The organism is Clostridium sp. MT-14 (assembly GCF_042436595.1).
In the GTDB taxonomy this organism is placed as follows: Bacteria; Bacillota; Clostridia; order Clostridiales; family Clostridiaceae; genus Clostridium_B; species Clostridium_B aromativorans.
In genome coordinates, this window is the sequence record NZ_JBHMIY010000003.1 from 39,938 (window position 1) to 56,459 (window position 16,522).

26 protein-coding genes and 1 pseudogene are annotated in these 16,522 nt (G+C 25.7%); all 27 read right to left on the bottom strand.

Features of this window, described 5'->3' with window-relative positions:
- Positions 1 to 50: 50 nt before the first annotated feature.
- The 27 genes and pseudogenes from ACFHWD_RS03285 to ACFHWD_RS03415 all read right to left on the bottom strand — a co-directional run bounded on the left by ACFHWD_RS03285 (position 51) and on the right by ACFHWD_RS03415 (position 16,486).
- Positions 51 to 449 (bottom strand): hypothetical protein, encoded by a 399-nt coding sequence (locus ACFHWD_RS03285; protein WP_378060331.1) that lies wholly within the window; start codon positions 447 to 449, stop codon positions 51 to 53.
- 160 nt (positions 450 to 609) lie between these two features.
- On the bottom strand, positions 610 to 954 hold the full coding sequence (locus tag ACFHWD_RS03290) for a hypothetical protein (protein WP_378060333.1): 345 nt from the start codon (positions 952 to 954) through the stop codon (positions 610 to 612).
- A gap of 22 nt (positions 955 to 976) precedes the next feature.
- Positions 977 to 1,342 carry an aminoacyl-tRNA hydrolase gene (locus ACFHWD_RS03295; RefSeq protein ID WP_378060335.1) on the bottom strand — a complete coding sequence of 122 codons (366 nt, stop codon included), beginning with the start codon at positions 1,340 to 1,342 and terminating at the stop codon, positions 977 to 979.
- The gene (locus tag ACFHWD_RS03300) at positions 1,339 to 1,677 is read right to left on the bottom strand and encodes a hypothetical protein (RefSeq protein WP_378060337.1); all 339 of its coding nucleotides are present in this window, start codon (positions 1,675 to 1,677) and stop codon (positions 1,339 to 1,341) included. The genes ACFHWD_RS03295 and ACFHWD_RS03300 overlap by 4 nt, the downstream gene beginning before the upstream one ends.
- 51 nt (positions 1,678 to 1,728) lie before the next feature.
- The gene (locus tag ACFHWD_RS03305; protein WP_378060339.1) at positions 1,729 to 2,118 is read right to left on the bottom strand and encodes a hypothetical protein; all 390 of its coding nucleotides are present in this window, start codon (positions 2,116 to 2,118) and stop codon (positions 1,729 to 1,731) included.
- A gap of 5 nt (positions 2,119 to 2,123) precedes the next feature.
- Positions 2,124 to 2,330 (bottom strand): hypothetical protein, encoded by a 207-nt coding sequence (locus ACFHWD_RS03310; protein ID WP_378060341.1) that lies wholly within the window; start codon positions 2,328 to 2,330, stop codon positions 2,124 to 2,126.
- Positions 2,331 to 2,352: 22 nt separating this feature from the next.
- Complete coding sequence (locus ACFHWD_RS03315) at positions 2,353 to 2,550, bottom strand: hypothetical protein (RefSeq protein WP_378060343.1); 198 nt, start codon at positions 2,548 to 2,550, stop codon at positions 2,353 to 2,355.
- Positions 2,551 to 2,807: 257 nt separating this feature from the next.
- Positions 2,808 to 4,022, bottom strand: a complete 1,215-nt coding sequence (locus ACFHWD_RS03320; protein WP_378060345.1) for an RNA-guided endonuclease InsQ/TnpB family protein — start codon at positions 4,020 to 4,022, stop codon at positions 2,808 to 2,810.
- Positions 4,023 to 4,106: 84 nt separating this feature from the next.
- Positions 4,107 to 4,202: pseudogene (locus ACFHWD_RS03325) on the bottom strand (transposase); the annotation flags it as partial.
- A gap of 35 nt (positions 4,203 to 4,237) precedes the next feature.
- A complete protein-coding gene (locus ACFHWD_RS03330) occupies positions 4,238 to 4,354 on the bottom strand; it encodes a transposase (RefSeq protein WP_378060791.1) in 117 nt (38 codons plus the stop codon).
- A gap of 178 nt (positions 4,355 to 4,532) precedes the next feature.
- Entirely contained in the window at positions 4,533 to 5,018 is a 486-nt protein-coding gene (tnpA, locus tag ACFHWD_RS03335) for an IS200/IS605 family transposase (RefSeq protein ID WP_378060347.1), read from the bottom strand.
- Between the two features lie 322 nt (positions 5,019 to 5,340).
- Positions 5,341 to 5,718 (bottom strand): hypothetical protein, encoded by a 378-nt coding sequence (locus ACFHWD_RS03340; RefSeq protein ID WP_378060349.1) that lies wholly within the window; start codon positions 5,716 to 5,718, stop codon positions 5,341 to 5,343.
- Between the two features lie 434 nt (positions 5,719 to 6,152).
- A complete protein-coding gene (locus ACFHWD_RS03345) occupies positions 6,153 to 7,157 on the bottom strand; it encodes a hypothetical protein (RefSeq protein WP_378060351.1) in 1,005 nt (334 codons plus the stop codon).
- Position 7,158: 1 nt separating this feature from the next.
- Positions 7,159 to 8,580 (bottom strand): hypothetical protein, encoded by a 1,422-nt coding sequence (locus ACFHWD_RS03350; RefSeq protein WP_378060353.1) that lies wholly within the window; start codon positions 8,578 to 8,580, stop codon positions 7,159 to 7,161.
- Positions 8,581 to 8,726: 146 nt separating this feature from the next.
- The gene (locus ACFHWD_RS03355; protein WP_378060355.1) at positions 8,727 to 9,656 is read right to left on the bottom strand and encodes a tyrosine-type recombinase/integrase; all 930 of its coding nucleotides are present in this window, start codon (positions 9,654 to 9,656) and stop codon (positions 8,727 to 8,729) included.
- A gap of 84 nt (positions 9,657 to 9,740) precedes the next feature.
- Positions 9,741 to 10,187: a hypothetical protein gene (locus ACFHWD_RS03360; protein WP_378060357.1), complete on the bottom strand. Its 447-nt coding sequence runs from the start codon at positions 10,185 to 10,187 to the stop codon at positions 9,741 to 9,743.
- Positions 10,188 to 10,205: 18 nt separating this feature from the next.
- A complete protein-coding gene (locus ACFHWD_RS03365) occupies positions 10,206 to 10,901 on the bottom strand; it encodes a metallophosphoesterase (protein ID WP_378060359.1) in 696 nt (231 codons plus the stop codon).
- 63 nt (positions 10,902 to 10,964) lie between these two features.
- The gene (locus ACFHWD_RS03370; RefSeq protein ID WP_378060361.1) at positions 10,965 to 11,528 is read right to left on the bottom strand and encodes a hypothetical protein; all 564 of its coding nucleotides are present in this window, start codon (positions 11,526 to 11,528) and stop codon (positions 10,965 to 10,967) included.
- 46 nt (positions 11,529 to 11,574) lie between these two features.
- Complete coding sequence (locus ACFHWD_RS03375) at positions 11,575 to 11,976, bottom strand: hypothetical protein (RefSeq protein WP_378060363.1); 402 nt, start codon at positions 11,974 to 11,976, stop codon at positions 11,575 to 11,577.
- Positions 11,977 to 12,023: 47 nt separating this feature from the next.
- On the bottom strand, positions 12,024 to 12,428 hold the full coding sequence (locus ACFHWD_RS03380) for a hypothetical protein (protein WP_378060365.1): 405 nt from the start codon (positions 12,426 to 12,428) through the stop codon (positions 12,024 to 12,026).
- A 13-nt stretch (positions 12,429 to 12,441) separates the two neighbouring features.
- Positions 12,442 to 13,152, bottom strand: a complete 711-nt coding sequence (locus tag ACFHWD_RS03385; RefSeq protein ID WP_378060367.1) for a DUF1848 family protein — start codon at positions 13,150 to 13,152, stop codon at positions 12,442 to 12,444.
- Positions 13,153 to 13,175: 23 nt separating this feature from the next.
- Positions 13,176 to 14,177 (bottom strand): Fe-S-oxidoreductase, encoded by a 1,002-nt coding sequence (locus tag ACFHWD_RS03390; RefSeq protein WP_378060369.1) that lies wholly within the window; start codon positions 14,175 to 14,177, stop codon positions 13,176 to 13,178.
- 31 nt (positions 14,178 to 14,208) lie between these two features.
- Positions 14,209 to 14,421 (bottom strand): hypothetical protein, encoded by a 213-nt coding sequence (locus tag ACFHWD_RS03395; RefSeq protein WP_378060371.1) that lies wholly within the window; start codon positions 14,419 to 14,421, stop codon positions 14,209 to 14,211.
- Between the two features lie 47 nt (positions 14,422 to 14,468).
- Complete coding sequence (locus ACFHWD_RS03400; protein WP_378060373.1) at positions 14,469 to 14,654, bottom strand: hypothetical protein; 186 nt, start codon at positions 14,652 to 14,654, stop codon at positions 14,469 to 14,471.
- 7 nt (positions 14,655 to 14,661) lie between these two features.
- A complete protein-coding gene (locus tag ACFHWD_RS03405) occupies positions 14,662 to 14,895 on the bottom strand; it encodes a hypothetical protein (RefSeq protein ID WP_378060375.1) in 234 nt (77 codons plus the stop codon).
- Between the two features lie 39 nt (positions 14,896 to 14,934).
- Positions 14,935 to 15,237, bottom strand: coding sequence for a hypothetical protein (locus ACFHWD_RS03410; protein ID WP_378060377.1), 303 nt, complete (start codon positions 15,235 to 15,237; stop codon positions 14,935 to 14,937).
- 49 nt (positions 15,238 to 15,286) lie between these two features.
- Positions 15,287 to 16,486: a WGR domain-containing protein gene (locus ACFHWD_RS03415; RefSeq protein WP_378060379.1), complete on the bottom strand. Its 1,200-nt coding sequence runs from the start codon at positions 16,484 to 16,486 to the stop codon at positions 15,287 to 15,289.
- Positions 16,487 to 16,522: the final 36 nt, after the last annotated feature.

Below are 16,522 nucleotides of genomic sequence, written 5' to 3' on the forward strand. Positions count from 1 at the left end.
CACCTCTTACTTTTATTATAAATCTATTTTTATTAATTTTCAATAGTTATTTATTTTATATGAAGAAATAATCGTATTTGATATGGAGCAAAGCTATAATAATATATATATTCATTTTTATCATTAAAATAAAAAGCCACTTGTATTGTATTCCCATTTTCTATGTTTGTTCCACAACAATGAATTTTATTGAATAACCTCACTCTTAATGGTAGTATTTTCTTTATTAATTTACTACATATATCAAAATCTAATTGATTATAGATTCTTTTAGTTTCTTCTGACTCATGTACATACTCTTCTTGCTTTTGTGTAATTTCTTCTCTAACTTCACGATATGTATTAATGTATACATCTTCTAATTGATCTTTTATTTCTTTTATATTATCTATCAAATCATTGAATGAATTTTTAATAGCCTTTATTCTATTATAACTATCTTTATACATATAATTCACCTCTATCGCCATTATTTATATCTTATATCATCAACAAGAGCAGCAATGCCATAACCAGCAAAAAATGTTACTATACAGTATAAAATATATGGTATTGATATTGTCATTTTTTACTTCCAATCAAGATAAAAGAGTAGTTTTATTGATTATATTAATCTTCCAAATATCCGTTCAATTCTAATTGCTCGACTAATCTATGTATTCTTCCCTCTCTATCATTTAATATATTTTTTAACCAAGGTAGTAATAATTTAAATATCTGTTTTTTTGACATATCTTCTAATCCATTTTCCCAACCTGCACAAAGTGCCTCATCTGAATATATTTCATACATCATTTTACACTCTGCTAGTGTCAACATAATTCCATGATTGTTAAAAGCAGATTGAATTTTTTCACATTGCTTATGTTTCCACCATGGATATTTGATAAATGGTTCTGTATCTATCTTATAATAATCATCTAATTCTTTTATTGATTTATTCCCATAATACATTTTATATCACCTTAAACTCTCTTTATAATAATTGAAACCTCTTAATATATAACTTTGCTTCTTTCCTGGTCATTACACCTAACCCTACTACAGTCAAACTATTTGGTTCTATTTCAGTTTTCCCATTATCCCTAATATAGTAAAATCCTTCAGAAACTAATTTCTCTAAATCCTTTTGATGAGCACCTAAAATAATTTTAGTTTGATTATCTGCATACCATTCATCAAATTTTGTATATATTTCCGGCTTTATACTAGTTCCTTCTTCTATAGCAATAATAGTAGCTACATGAGCGACCTGAGCTGAAGTTTTCCCAATTGACATATTTAGATCTTTATTTACAACATAATATTGCACTAGTTCATTTTCGTCTACATTCTTTTTCATTGTTTGTCCTCTTCTCTCTTTAATATTTTTAATAACTTATCAATCTCTTTATCTGTTAATCCTAATTTCTTTTTAAATTCTTGACCAGCTTCAAGCATATTATCAAATGAGTTATCAGACTCCAATGGACACCAGTCTGGTATATTCTCACTATTAATATTTCTCTCATTCTCCTTTAGATCGTGATGAGTACAAACAAATTTCTTTACTATTCTCATTTTACTGTGATAACTTATATTATCATCTTTAAAAATTGGTTTCAGATCAGGATCACCACTTGTATAAAATTCAGAATACGGACAATCTGTGCAATTATGTATTTTTATTCTTTTCATTGCAATATCCCCTCCAATCACCTTAAAACAGTTCATTTATTAATTTTTCTTCTATTTTCTATCTTTTTGACTTACAACTAATATTGATTGTCCCAATAACACTTTACAAGGCAAAGGAATTATTATGACTGTACTTAAATCCTTAAATATTCTAATACAAGCATTTACATCCCTATCTATTTCTACTTGATCATGATATTTTGTTTTATAATATAATTTTTTCTCCTCATCAAAAACATATACTTCACAATTATATGCATCTCCATAACCAGTGAAGACATTACTATTGTCATGTCTAGTATCTTCTTTTGCATAAAGATGAATAACACATCTACCATTTACAGTAATCAAATTGCAATATTTATCTACTTCTTTATATTTTGTAAATACTTTTTTTAAATATTCTTCCGAACTTTTTGTATGTTTTACCTCTAATTTCATTTTTCTTATTTCTCCCTTCCTATTGCATCCTTTATATACATTAAATAATCATTATCTTCTATATTAAAAACATCTGAATCCCTATAAACTTCGTCTTTACAAATCTCTTTACTAAAATTAATTATCATCTGTCCAAATCTCAAATCTGGATATTTCATCCAATATTTTTCTAGTTCTTGTAAAAAAGGCTTAATTCTTTTGGAATCTCTCATTTATTTATTACCTCGCTTCAAATTATTTTTTCATTATTAATCTTATTGCACATAATATTTCTTCTGCTTTCTCTAAATCGACAACTTGGTTATAAGTATAATCTTGTTCATAAGAGCATAAATTCTCTATTTTTTGTAGAAATGCTCCTATATCAACAGCATCTTTATAATCACTGCTCTCAACTATATCTTCATTATTAAAAAATACCGAATTACTCATTTTTATTTCCTCCTATAAATTTTATTATCAATTAATCTTTCCCATTCTCATTCATACTTGTTTTTACTTTAATTTTCAAGCATAAAAAATCGTTAAAATTGCTATTTTATTAATATGATCTTTTTTCTTAATTTGTCAATATTATTTTTATTAATTATATTTTCTATAAAATAAGATAGCTAAGAAAACATATCGTGACACTCCACGAAGCTAAAGACTTCATGGCTTCTTGGGATTATACTCTATCGAGTATTTCATTACCAAGCTAACAAGGTCTGCCCTACCTCTTTTATATTTAATGCTGCATTATAATCTCTTTTAATTATACTTCTACAACTTGGGCATGTCCATTCTCTTTCTGATAATTGCAATTTATCATATATATATCCACAATTATTACATCTCTTACTGCTTGGATACCATTTATCTATCTTTATATATTGCTTCCCTCTTTCTTCTAATTTATATTTACAATATATTCTAAACATACCAAATCCATTATCAGATAAATTTTTACCAAGATGTAAGCATTGTCCCATTCCTCTTAAATCTATATCTTCAAATATTATTGCATCAAATTTATCACACAATCTAGTAGATTCCTTATGCAACCAATCTTTTCTTTGATTTACTATCTTAGTCTGTATTTTAGATATTACTTTCTTTTGTTTATACCAATTATTAGATTTAAGAATTTTTCTTGAAAGTCTTTGTTGTTCTAGTTTTAATTTATTCTGCATAATTCTATAGTATTTAGGATAATTGGCTATCATACCCTCACTACTTACATAAAAATCATGCTGTGAATAATCTAATCCTAGAACTTTTTCGCTTTTCTTTTGTTCTATATTTTTAGTATATTCTACACATAAACTTACATAAAATATACTTTTATAATCCATTGAAATAGTTGCATTTTTAATAATACAATTCTGAGGTAAATCTCTATGTTTTACAACTTTAATAGAGGTTTTAAGTTTAGGAATATATAATAATTTATCTTTTAATTGAATATCAGACCATTTACCACCACGACTCTGATTATTTGTTTTATACGAAAAGTCATTATTCTTTATACTTTTAAATTTAGGCATACCTTTCAAATCTTTAAATGTAGGTATTATTCCTAACGTCTTTTGTCTTTTCTTACTTCTTTTAGAATAAGACTTTTTGTCATATTCTTTATTAAATTTTTTAATAGCGTTTTTAAAATCTATTTGAGCATTACATAAAGCTAAAGAATCTATTTCTTTCATATATATAAATTGTTTCTTTATATTTGCAGGAGTATCATATTTTATATTTTTTATTAATCCATTTTCATATTCTTGTTGTTCTAATTGTTTATATAAAGAATCAACATAATAATTATATATTTTTCTAGCACAACCAAAAGATTTAAGTAAAAATTGTTTTTGCTTTTTATTTGGTTTTATTTTATATTTATAACCTCTATTTAAAATTACATTCATAGACATTCACCTCCTTTTCTATAATTTAATTATACTATTATTAATATTATTTTTTAATTCATTTTATTAATTTTATATATAAATTTATTCTTGATTTTCAATATAATTCTTTAAAGATTGTTGACTAACTTCTCCAATACTAGAACAAAAATATCCATCCGTCCAAAAAGTAATTTCATGCCAGAAATGTTCCTCATACTTCTAGGATATTGATCTCATATCATTTTTGTTGATTGCTGTTTAAGAACTCTAACTATCATTAAAGGAGATGATTTAGGTTCAGAATCAATCATAAAATGAGTATGGTCTTTATCTACTTCCATTTCTAGTATTCTGAAACTCCCAAGCCTAAAGGCAAGGGGTTCTTATATACATAAATTTCTATATTAACTCAAAAGCTAATATCACTGATTTATTTCTATAAGACTTTCACTATCAAAGATACCACTGTATCCATTAACGATAGTATAAGGCTCGCTTCAAAACCTTTATTATAAATTCTTTAAGCATTCATCCCACGCTTGAAAGACGTGGGCTTTCTGCTAAGCTTAAGGTAAATGGGTCAATATATTCTTTTAAACTCATTTGTTCGTATGCTAAATCTTCTTGTATTTGATTTTTTATATATTCTTCTATAATTTTTTTATTCCTTCCTACAGTATCAACGTAGTACCCTTTACACCAAAATTGCCTATTGCCATATCTATATTTTAAATTTGCATGTCTATCAAAAATCATTAATGAACTTTTACCTTTAAGATATCCCATAAACTGTGATACACTTAATTTAGGCGGTATACTTACAAGCATATGTATATGATCCTTACATGCATTTGCTTCAATAATTTCTACATCCTTATGTTCACACAATTTTCTTAGTATTACTCCTATATCTGACTTTATCTTTCCATATATTATCTGTCCTCTATACTTTGGTGCAAAAACTATGTGATATTTACAATTCCATTTGCTGTGTGCTAAACTATTATTGTCCATTTCGGACACACCTCCAATATATTTTAGTTGTGGTTGGCAAACCCACTTCTATTTTATATTGGAGTTTTTCTTTTTTCTACTCATAGCTATAAGCTTTTCGGAACCACAGGTAAAACCTGTGGTATTCTAGATACAATAATTTTTGTCTATATTTTACGACAAATATAATATGATAAATTATTTTATATTTCCTATGATTTTTACTTCTATAATTATTCATTATTTAAATTTCCTTATTTTTATCGCTATTCATCATCTAAGCTAAAGACTTAGATGATTCCCGCCGTTCTTCTTTTAACCACCTTGTTTTATAGAAAAATTATTATATAATATAGTCCATTGTTTTACTATAATGATATCCAATGCTTTTATATTTATTTACTAAATCGCAAGTTTGTTTAATTCCTATATTTTCAGCACTATGTATAAATCGCCTTATTGTAATAAAAGGGATAAAGCTCTTAAATAACCTTTGCAACTCATTATAGATTTCCATATATTTATTTTTATTAAGCAAATCAGATATATAACTAGAATCAAGATAATATTTTTCTTCTGGTGGGTTACGTAACTTAATAATATTAGTCAAATGTTCTTGTAATTTAATTTCAGATAAATTTGTCCATTTTTTAGATTTAATTAATACATTCATATCCTTATTATATTTATTTAATTCTTTTTCAAATACTTCTTCATCCATATATAACGCTCCCCTTTATAATTATATTTACTGATCGTGAAGTTCACATGACTAAAGTCACGTGCTTCTAAGATCACTCTTAGATTTTTCTGCTTCATCCACCTCGTAACCTACTATGTCCACAGACCTCTTTATTCGGATACTTCCTACCCTATTTATCTTACCCTAACTCATAAGAATGTGGTCAAATTACCTTCAAATTTGATATATAATATCTATTGGTTAATGATAGATATTTTTAAAGAATATAGATTAAAATATAGTATCTATATTCTTTTTTCACAAAGTTATCGAACGGATGTTCCATTTTTGTATATCATTATTTTACCACGTAAAGAATTTTTAAGCAAGTATATCATAAATATACCTAACTTTTGATTTTTATTATTTATATTTTTTTGATAACAAGCAACTACATTTGTAGTTGCATACTTTTAATCCATGATGTTTTTATATAAAGCAACAAAATCATAAGAATATGATCCTGTTGCATCAGGATAATGTTTTTGTCTAAATTCCTCAAATATTTTATTTGTTTTATAAGTATCATTTAAATCATCATTCGTATATCCATATTGCTGTAAATATTTACGAAAACTCCACAACATTCCACTAGTATATATTGTCATTGCAGTAACATATGGATATTCCTCAAAATATTTTTTTAATTTATTAAACAGTTGTGTGAAATCTGTTGCTGTCATATTTTTCGATACGTGTCCAATTCTATCTACAGGTCTAAACAAATAATTATTTTTTTTTAAAAATAAAGCTTTCTCAATTCTTTGACCTTGTCTATCTTTATTTATATTATAATATTCATTGGTATTTATTGTTTGTTTAATTAAAATAATAACCTCATTAGGTAAGTTTTTTACTATTTCTTGATTAGTAGTAATAAATCTACCCTCTATATCAACATCAGTATTCTTCAACATACTTAACTCACTAAATCTTTTCCCTCTAATTCCTAATCGTAATAGCCAAAGGAATAATTTATCTCTAGGATTATTAATTGCTGGAGTATTTATAATTTTTTTTAAATCTTTTTCATTAATAAATTTTCCTTTTAACTTGTTTTTAGACACATATTTTTTTAACAAATCACTTCTAAAAAAATCTGTGATATCTAAAGACATATTTCCTAAATTTTTGCTTCTTGCATAAATCAAATATTTTTTTAAAGTATTTGTTAGTTCTCTTGCTGCTCCCCATGTACCAAATTCCATTTCATATAGCATATCATTTAATTCTACCAGACTAAAATCATATACATCTTTATTTAGTCTCTTTTCATATTCTCCTATTTTCTTTAAATTTGAACGTGAATTCAAAATATACCCGTCTGAATTTTTATCTATTTTTTTCATGTTCTCTAAAAATTGTTCTTTCAGCTCAACATCTTGTTGTAATTTACCATAATGCTTCTTTAATTGCATCTTACTTCACCTCTTTTCCAAATAACTTATTCATTTTTTTATCACAGTATTCTTTAAATATGTTTTTTGCGGTAGGAGTTAATCTCCCAGTAGTCCTAATATCTTTCCATTCTTTATTTTTTTTATCAAAATCAAAAAAATTAGCTATTTCTTTTACTTTTTTTCTCCAGTCCTTTTCATCTTGCTGATATAAACTAAACAACCTTTTTGATATGTCAATATATAAATAAAACATATTAATATCGAAGAATACTGTTTTTTTCCTTGTATCTATAATGTTCTGTACATAATCAAAATAATTACCTAAAAACTGATTAAAGAAATCTACTATATAATCTAATATGTTCGTATATAACGAAGGATTGTTTTGTTTTAACAATTTATTATAATGATCTTCTAACCCTTCAGAAAACACTTGAATTGTACTTATTTTATTAAAAAGGTTATAATCTTTTGTATCTTCAGCTATTCTTTGATATAAAATATTAGTCTCTTCATTTTCATAAATATTAATATCTTTTGCTATCTTTGTAAATTTAGAAGTATCTAAAAATTCTCTTCTTTCATTTCCTATTGGAGTTTGACTATCAATCTGTATAATACAATCATTAGATGTTAATAAATCAACATTTATTATATCCATTTTAAATCTAATATCTAAGGTTTTTCCCTGCTCTTTAGCCATAGTATAAGCCTTGTTTATAGCCTGAATTCTATTAGCACCATCAATCTCATCATTAGAACTACCCTCTACTTTATATAAAGTTAAATTACCTATATTTTCATTTAATGTAGGAGTAAAAACTAATTTTTCACATCCATTTTTCAAAACATTAATTACTATTGTATCAACAGGAAAATATTTACCGGATACTATATTTTCTGCAATAGTATCAACTTTTTCTGGAAAAATCTGTGGTATTTTAACTTCTACTCCAAATATTTTCTTCTTTATTGCTCCTCTTTGGGCTTTAAAATTATAATTAGTTATTCTATTATTACTCATTTCCACAATTTGTTCTGGAGTAACAATAGGTATATGATAAATCCACCCTATTTTTTCTTGATATACTCTTATAACATTATTAAATGTCATAAAATTCTTTTTCGTTTCTTGAGGTAACGATATATGCAAAGCTTCATTAAACTCATTATCAGTAAATATATTGTGAGGATTTATTTCTTCTGCTAATTTTGATCCATTTAGTGCTTTATAAAAAGCATCTGAGAATAATAATAACTCTAAATCATTTAAACGTATAAGTTGCAGATTACCCGACCAAATTCTAGCAATATCTCCTCTACTTATTTTGTTTTCCAATTCATTAATTATTTTTTCTTTTATCTCTGTATCTGCATTAAATTTTTTTATTAATGCAGATAGCTTCTCTTCAAAAGGCTGTCGCACTTCTCTATCTTTCATATTTCTCACCCTCTACTTATTATTTATACGAAAATACATACCTATCGTATCTTTTATATTAATTATATAACTATTATATCCAATAATCAATACTTTTATTAATGTTTTTTACAAAAAATAGAGAAATTTTATTAATTTATTAAAAATTATCGATATATACTACTTATATTGTTTGCAACTTCCTTCATATCTTCATTTGACACATCTAAATATCTTTCTGTTGTTTTTAAAGAAGAATGCCCCAATGCCATTTGGATTAATCTAAGATTAGTACCTGCTCTTAAACTATTAACAGCAAAACTATGTCTTAATGAGTGAACATGGAAAACATTCGTATTTATATTGGCTTTCTTCATATATTTTTTTACCATCTTATATACTGCATCTTTTGATATCCTATTATTCTTTCTACTAATAAATAATGCATCTTCATCTTTTATCTTTGATTGATCATAATATCTTTCACGTATAACTAAATACTTTTTTATAATATTCGCCACATCTTCAGAAAAATAAATAATTCTCTGTTTATCTCCTTTTCCAATAACACTTAAAGAATTATTTATTAGATCTACATCCTGGATATTTAAATTACATAATTCTTGTTTTCTAATACCACAATTTAAAAATATAGTTATAATAGTATAATCTCTTATTCCTTCTCTACTATTATTATATTCATTTTGAATAATTGATAATAAATTTTTATCCTCTGATATCTTTAATGGCTGCAATAATCTTTTAGGACATTTGGGCTTCTGCAAATCACTTGCAATATTTTTATCAAATAACTTGCACTTATTATATAAATATTTAAAAAATTCTTTTAATACAACTACTTTTCTACTTATAGTACTAGGAGACATCTTTCTATCCTTATTTAAATACACTACAAAATTATCTAAATCTGTATCAGTTATATTTTTTATTACATCATCATTAATTTCATTAATATCTTTTATGCTTTTTATATATTCCATAAACATACTTAAATCTATTTTGTATTGTTTTATTGTCCCATCGGCTCTATTCAAATTAAATTTTAAATACTCTAAAAATTTACAAACTCGATCCATAATAATCTCCCCTTTTTCTTTTATTAATTTTATTATAATATTATGAACCGAATTTGTCAACTATTTTTATTAATTTTTAAATCATTATTTATTGCTAATCCAGCCTTCCCAATCTGTAGGGGTATACGCCGATTTATCCACATAATAATTACCATTTATGATTTCTTTAAAACAATTAGCTTCGCATGCTATTCCATAATATAAGAATAATTCAATATAATCCTTCCTGTTTTTAGATAATTCTAATCTGCTATTATCAATATCATTTTCATATTTAACTTCTATTTCCTTTGATAAATTATCAGCAACTAAATATAATTTCTTTAACATATTTCTTAATGTCTTTTTATTATAATTATTATTTTTAATAAAATCCTCCAACTCATCAAGCACAAATAAATGACCTCTGTTATGGCAAACATCACATAAATGATTATTATTAGTATCTAAATCATATAATCTATTTTCATCTGCTATACTTGTTCGACTTCTATTAATTTGTTCCAATAAATAGTTTTTTGATATACTCATTTTCTCTACACCACTCTTTTATATTATTTTTCTAATTTTATTATATAATAAAGTCTGATTGCTCTTAATCATACAATCCTCATGAAAATGCCCAAAATACCAATGTTTATATTCTACTTCTTGTTCAATTATATCGAAAAATTTATTTAAAGCATCTTCGGGTTTTGGAGTGAATCCCCATAAACTACTAATGATTTTTAAAGTATTAAAACTACAAGTATGTGAAATAATATAATCCACTTTATTATTATATTTTCTGAGATTATCTAACCCTTCATTCATCTCATTAAAACTAGGCATTTCTTCTTTCCACCATGATATATATTCTTTTCTAAATATCTTATCTACTGACATAGCTCCACCCATAACAAAGAATTTATATCCATTTATATTAAATACTTGACCCCGCATTAAATGAATAACACTATCTTCTATTCTATGTATCTTTCCACCATGCCAATTTTCAACAGGATATTTATTTAATAAGTCAAATCCTTCATGATTACCATCACAGAAAAGAACAGTACAATTCTTATCATTAAGCCATTTTCTCCAGTAAATTTCTTCTTTAGAATTGTTCCATACAAGACCGAAATCTCCGCAAATAATTAAATAATCTTTTTTAGATAGATTCTTTTGTTCTAGAAAATTTTTAGTATTTAATTTTGAAATATCTATACTACCATGAATATCGCCCGTTACATACACACTCATAGTTATATCCTCCTTTTAGGAAGTAGGACAATTTTTTTTATTGTCCTACTTGAAATTGTATTATTATTTTTCTCCTACAATTAATTCTGTGGCACAAGGTAAAGTCTTAATCCACTGACAGAACTCTCGCCACTCTGGTAATCTATGATCTTTTCTTTGGCAGAAGACACCTTTCAAGCATCTATAATTAGTAGTAAGTCTTGCAGTAAGTTCAAATCCTGCCGGATTAGAATACAAAAGTCTCAAATAATCCTCTGCATCATGAGTCTTATTATATATCCCCTTTAATTCCTCCATTGTAGCTATAATACGTGGATCAACATATTGATTAAATTGTGCATGTAAATCAAATTTAGCTATTCTATGCATTGTGGATTGACTAGATACAAATGTTATAAATCGATAACGTTCCAACTCCACCCACATCTTATTAGTACAAGTTAAGTCAAAAGCAACTCGTATCCCAGATAAAAATTGATCATGAGCCTCTCCTTTAGGTGATTGAGCTAATTTTTTAGTCATTTTTGTTATTTCTGAAGTACACTTACTTGTATTGACAGACATTGGATATTTAGCTGCTTTAATACTTTCCTCTAAATCATATACTTTTACATTTTCAATTCTCATTTTTATCATCCTCTATTCTTATTTATTTTTATGAATCAAACATTTATTACTGTATTAATGGTTGTATATATTCTTTAAATATATAATATCCTGGACTTACATTTATTTGGACTATTGTATTTATATCCATAAAAATTCCTACTATACATATAATTGCTAATATTACTATCCCTACAAAACTAAAAGATGTTATTATTCCATCTTCGAATTTTTGATCTTCATAAAAATATCCATCTTCTGTCCTTAAACTTTTAATAATTTTTCTAGTTAATACAATGTCTAATATTAGCAGTACTATAAAAATGATTAAGTGTTCTGACATTTTATATATATCAAATTTTAATTGTCCCTGCATTACTTCATATAACTTATTTGCCGGTATACTCATTTTCTTTGCTAACATATCTATTGCTTTACCTAACGTATTTACTATTTGCGTTCCATCCATTTTTTAGCCTCCATTCAATTTTATTAATTTTATATAAAAATCTAAATTTATTGACTTTTTATATTCAACATATATTTCAAACATTCTCTCTCAGAAATTAATTTAATATCATCTACGTCAATAGGCAAAAATGGTTCACATTGAAAATTTTCTATTTCATATAACCAATCATTAATAATCATCGGTTTAATGAATTGATTAATAAAATATTCTTCATTTTCATCACTTCCTAATTCTATACATTGCTCAACATATTCCCTACAAAATTTGTCTATAGGTTTACTTACTTTCATTATCTTATTTAATTCACAGGGTGATTCTAAAAACCAAATACTATTATCTTCATTAGTGTATTTAGTAAAATATATTGGCTCTATTTTATTATTATATTTTACTAATGCATATGTATAATTTATATTATTTTTTGATAAAAACTTTTCTACATTGATCATATTATTGTACCTCCTACTTATCTTTCCAATAACAATACAAACATTGATGTGGACACCTGAACTTATTATTTAATAACTCTGTTTTTCCTTGAGCACATAAACATCCTTTTCTTTGATATCCGCCTATTTCTAATTTTTTATCTATACCCAAGATATCAATATCCTTTTGACTTATACATCCTAATTGATATGGAGTATCTTCAGTACAACTTTCTAATTCATAAACATCTTTCCACTTGTCCAACATATTTAAAGCATCTTCTCTCATATGTAATGGAGCAGTAAAGCTGTTGTAAGGCGGTTTTATCCCTTTTGATAAAAACCTTCTTTGGACATTAGGATATAAATCTAAAAATGAGAATCTCACTCTTTTAATACCTATATTTTTAAATACATTTAATATAATTTCTACCCTAAATATTCCCTTATTCGTTGATATAATTGGATCTATTCTTAGAACTATTTGTCTTGCTGGGAATCCTTTTTTTATTAATTTTTCGATTTGCTCACAAGTAAATGTTAAACTAGGTACATTAGGCTCTAATATAGTTCTTCCATACCCAGTACAAGTCATATGAAATATTATTTTATCCTTATATTTAATTAAATTGTCTATTAGTTTATTGTTTAAATTCTTAGATATTATTATATTAGCTTGAAATAATTTGTCTACCCAAGAAAAATCCAAACCAGCATCTCCACGTTCTGTTACTCCGATTTTCAACTATTGTCCCTCCTTAATTTTTATTATTTTACTTCAGTATAAGGACATTCTGGCATTGTACCACTCAATATAGCATTCCCACACGTAATCCTACCCAAATCTTCATATTCGCTTGCTATGAATACTAATACATCAAACCCAACTTCCTTTAATTCTTTCTCATGCTGCTCATATGGATAATATGCTGTATAGTCTCCTATGGTTTTAATATCATTTTCTAAAGCAGTATGAGTTTTGTGCATAGGAGTCAATTTAATTATAAATTTTTTAGGATCGAATAAATCTCTTAATTTTTTAGCATTAATTTCATATCCTGCCACAGCAAAATTTAAAGTTATCTTCCTTCCCTTCGGGAAATCTAAATCTTTACCTATCCTTGATATTTCATCTAAGCTTAATGAATTATGACTAAACATATAGTCTCTTTCTTCATCAGAAGTTGAATTTATTGAGAATTGTAATCCTGCATCTCCGTCAAAAGAATAGTTTTTAATTTCCATCCAATCACTAAGATATTTAATTAAATTCTTATTATTTTTAGGCAACATTGTTGAAACCACAGGATGTATTAAGCTATATTTTAGACGAGGATATAATTCTCCCCTTACACTCTTTGTAAATTCAAGTACATTCTCATTCCATGTGGGTTCTCCCATTCTCGCATAATGTATATTCAATCTTTTTGTTGTAGTAACTTCAGGATGTAATAATAAACTATTAAGAACTTGATTTTTTAAATCATCATATGTAGCGTTAATACCTTTACCTACTTTTGGTACATCGCAGAATCGACAGTTCATAGAGCAACCATATTGAGTTGATATGGTTACTACCCATTTTTTTGATAAAGGCATTAATTTAGTATGATGTACTTCTTTTAATTCTCTTGACAATCCCATAAAATCAGCTTTTAAATTAACATCTTTACCATAATCACCTAATGACAAACATTCTAGTTTTCCTTTATCTCCTTGAACAATAAGTATATTCCCTGTAGGTACTTTTATATTCTTTAATATTTTCATATATATTCTCCTTTTATTAATTTTATATTTTTTAACTATTATTCTTTTGTCTATTACTTCTACAAGCTAATTTTTTATATTTTATTTTGACACAATTATGTGGATTTCCTTTACAAATAGAAACATCTGCTACAAAAGAATTTTCACAACAAGGACTTCCACAAATACATTCATAATATGAACATACTTTTCCCAATTGATTCTGTGACTTATTTGGATCATGTCTTGGCTTTCCTTTACCCATACTAGTGAATCCTCCTTATTAAATAAAATACTTATTTGATCTTCATTCTATTTTTTATCTTTATTTGTTATTTCAAAATCTTCATTTTTAAGTTTTTTACCTTTTATAAATACTCCACCTTCACCTGGTTTCACTTTCGTATATTTAAAACCAAATTTATTTAATAATTCCTCAAAATCTTCATCACTTAAATTGTCAAAATAAGATTGTGGATCATCTAAAACCTTCCCCATTTTTACTTCATCTCACTTTCTTATATTCTTTTCTATACATTAATAGAATTCTAATATGCTCCTTCATAACTATCCCAAATACTACAGAGGTCATTATATATAGAATATAATGCGGGAATACCACATTACCTTGAACAAGCATCATACAAACAAAATATAGAAATAAATCAACTATAAATAACTTTTTGTATTCTTTATATTTCTCTATTATATATTGTTTATATTTACTACACATTCTCATTTATATTTTTCTCCATAACTTTAGATTCTGATTCTTTTATTATTTTACTAAATTTTTTAATTCTTTATTTAAAGATTTTATTTTTGCTCTAATATATGCTATTTTTATTCCTTTAGTTTTATTATATTCGTCATCAGGATTACATTTTGCTATACCTTTACTACCATCATTTAATATTACTATTGTTCTATTATCACTATGTATAATTTTTTCTGATTTAGACTTAATATAAAATCCATCACTTTTCTTTTCATCAGAATCCTTATAAATTGTTACAAATGGTTGATACACTTTCTCATAATTAATAACTTTTACTTCTTCTTGATTAATTTTATTTGACATAATATCATTTCCCCTTTATATTTATTATTTATTTTATGTATTTTAATTTTTATCTTAATTCTACTAAATATTTAATTGTTAATTGATCTTCTCTATAAACAACAATTTCATCATTCCTTAACATGTCTTTATCTGAATGAGCATGTAAACAGTTTGCTCCTGGACATTGTTTTTGTAATTTATCATAATTCAAATCATAATATTTACTATTAAAATCATATACATTGTATGGATTACCATATGCTATATCAAATAATCCCATAAAAGCACTTTTTGAATTACCTCCTGCCCAATAAGAACCATTGTATGAAGTATATCCAAATGATTTCCTTGCTTTTGGAGCGAAATAAATTCCATATCCAAACATCTTGCCTGTAATAGCTGCATTAGGTCTTAATACTAATCCTGTATTTAATATACTCCAAAAATTTTCATTCCTACTGCCATGCCATAATAATTTTTTATTTTTAATTTTATTCTTTTCTATAAAATTGTCAAATTGCTTTTGTGTTTTAAGATTAATAACTTTCCACGCTTGATAAAACTTATCACTAATTGAACCTAATTGCTTTTTTATCAAAATTATATCTTGATCAGTAACTTTCGTAAATTCTAATCCCATTACTTCTAATATAGTCTTATCATTTATAGTTTCTTTATTAATACCTGTATTAGATATACTTTTCTGAATTACTTGCCCTTTCATAACATCCAATAAATCTTGTTCTCTTTGTAAAATACCTGCTAAGTCTTTTGAATCTTTAGCTAAATAATTTGCAACTTTACTCATTTTTCTAGGAATCACTTCAAATAAATCGACTAAATATTTATTAAATTTATTAATATTATTTTCTTGTAATAGAATATCAATTAAATTCTGTGCTTCATCTATCATAACTTGTGTTACTTTATTAGAGGATATAGTATAATTATCTTTTATAGCTTGTCTTGCCATAGCCTGTAATCTATGAACTATTAACCTAATATCTAAATCCTCAATTTCTTTATATTTTACTTTTTCTTTTACTTTTGGCTCTGCAACTAATTCAGTCTTATCCACGTATCCTTTCCTTATCTTTTCTTTAAATTTTTTATCCCATTGATATAATGAATAAGTCCTAGTTTGAAAATTAGTATTTCCTATTCTTCCATATTGAGCTTCAAAATTATCTTCATTTGTTTGAATCATTCTATAAAATTTATTATTATTTGCATTTGGCTCAACTTTGATTAAATATAAGAATTTCATTTTATCATTCCTTTCATTTATTAATTTTATATAAAA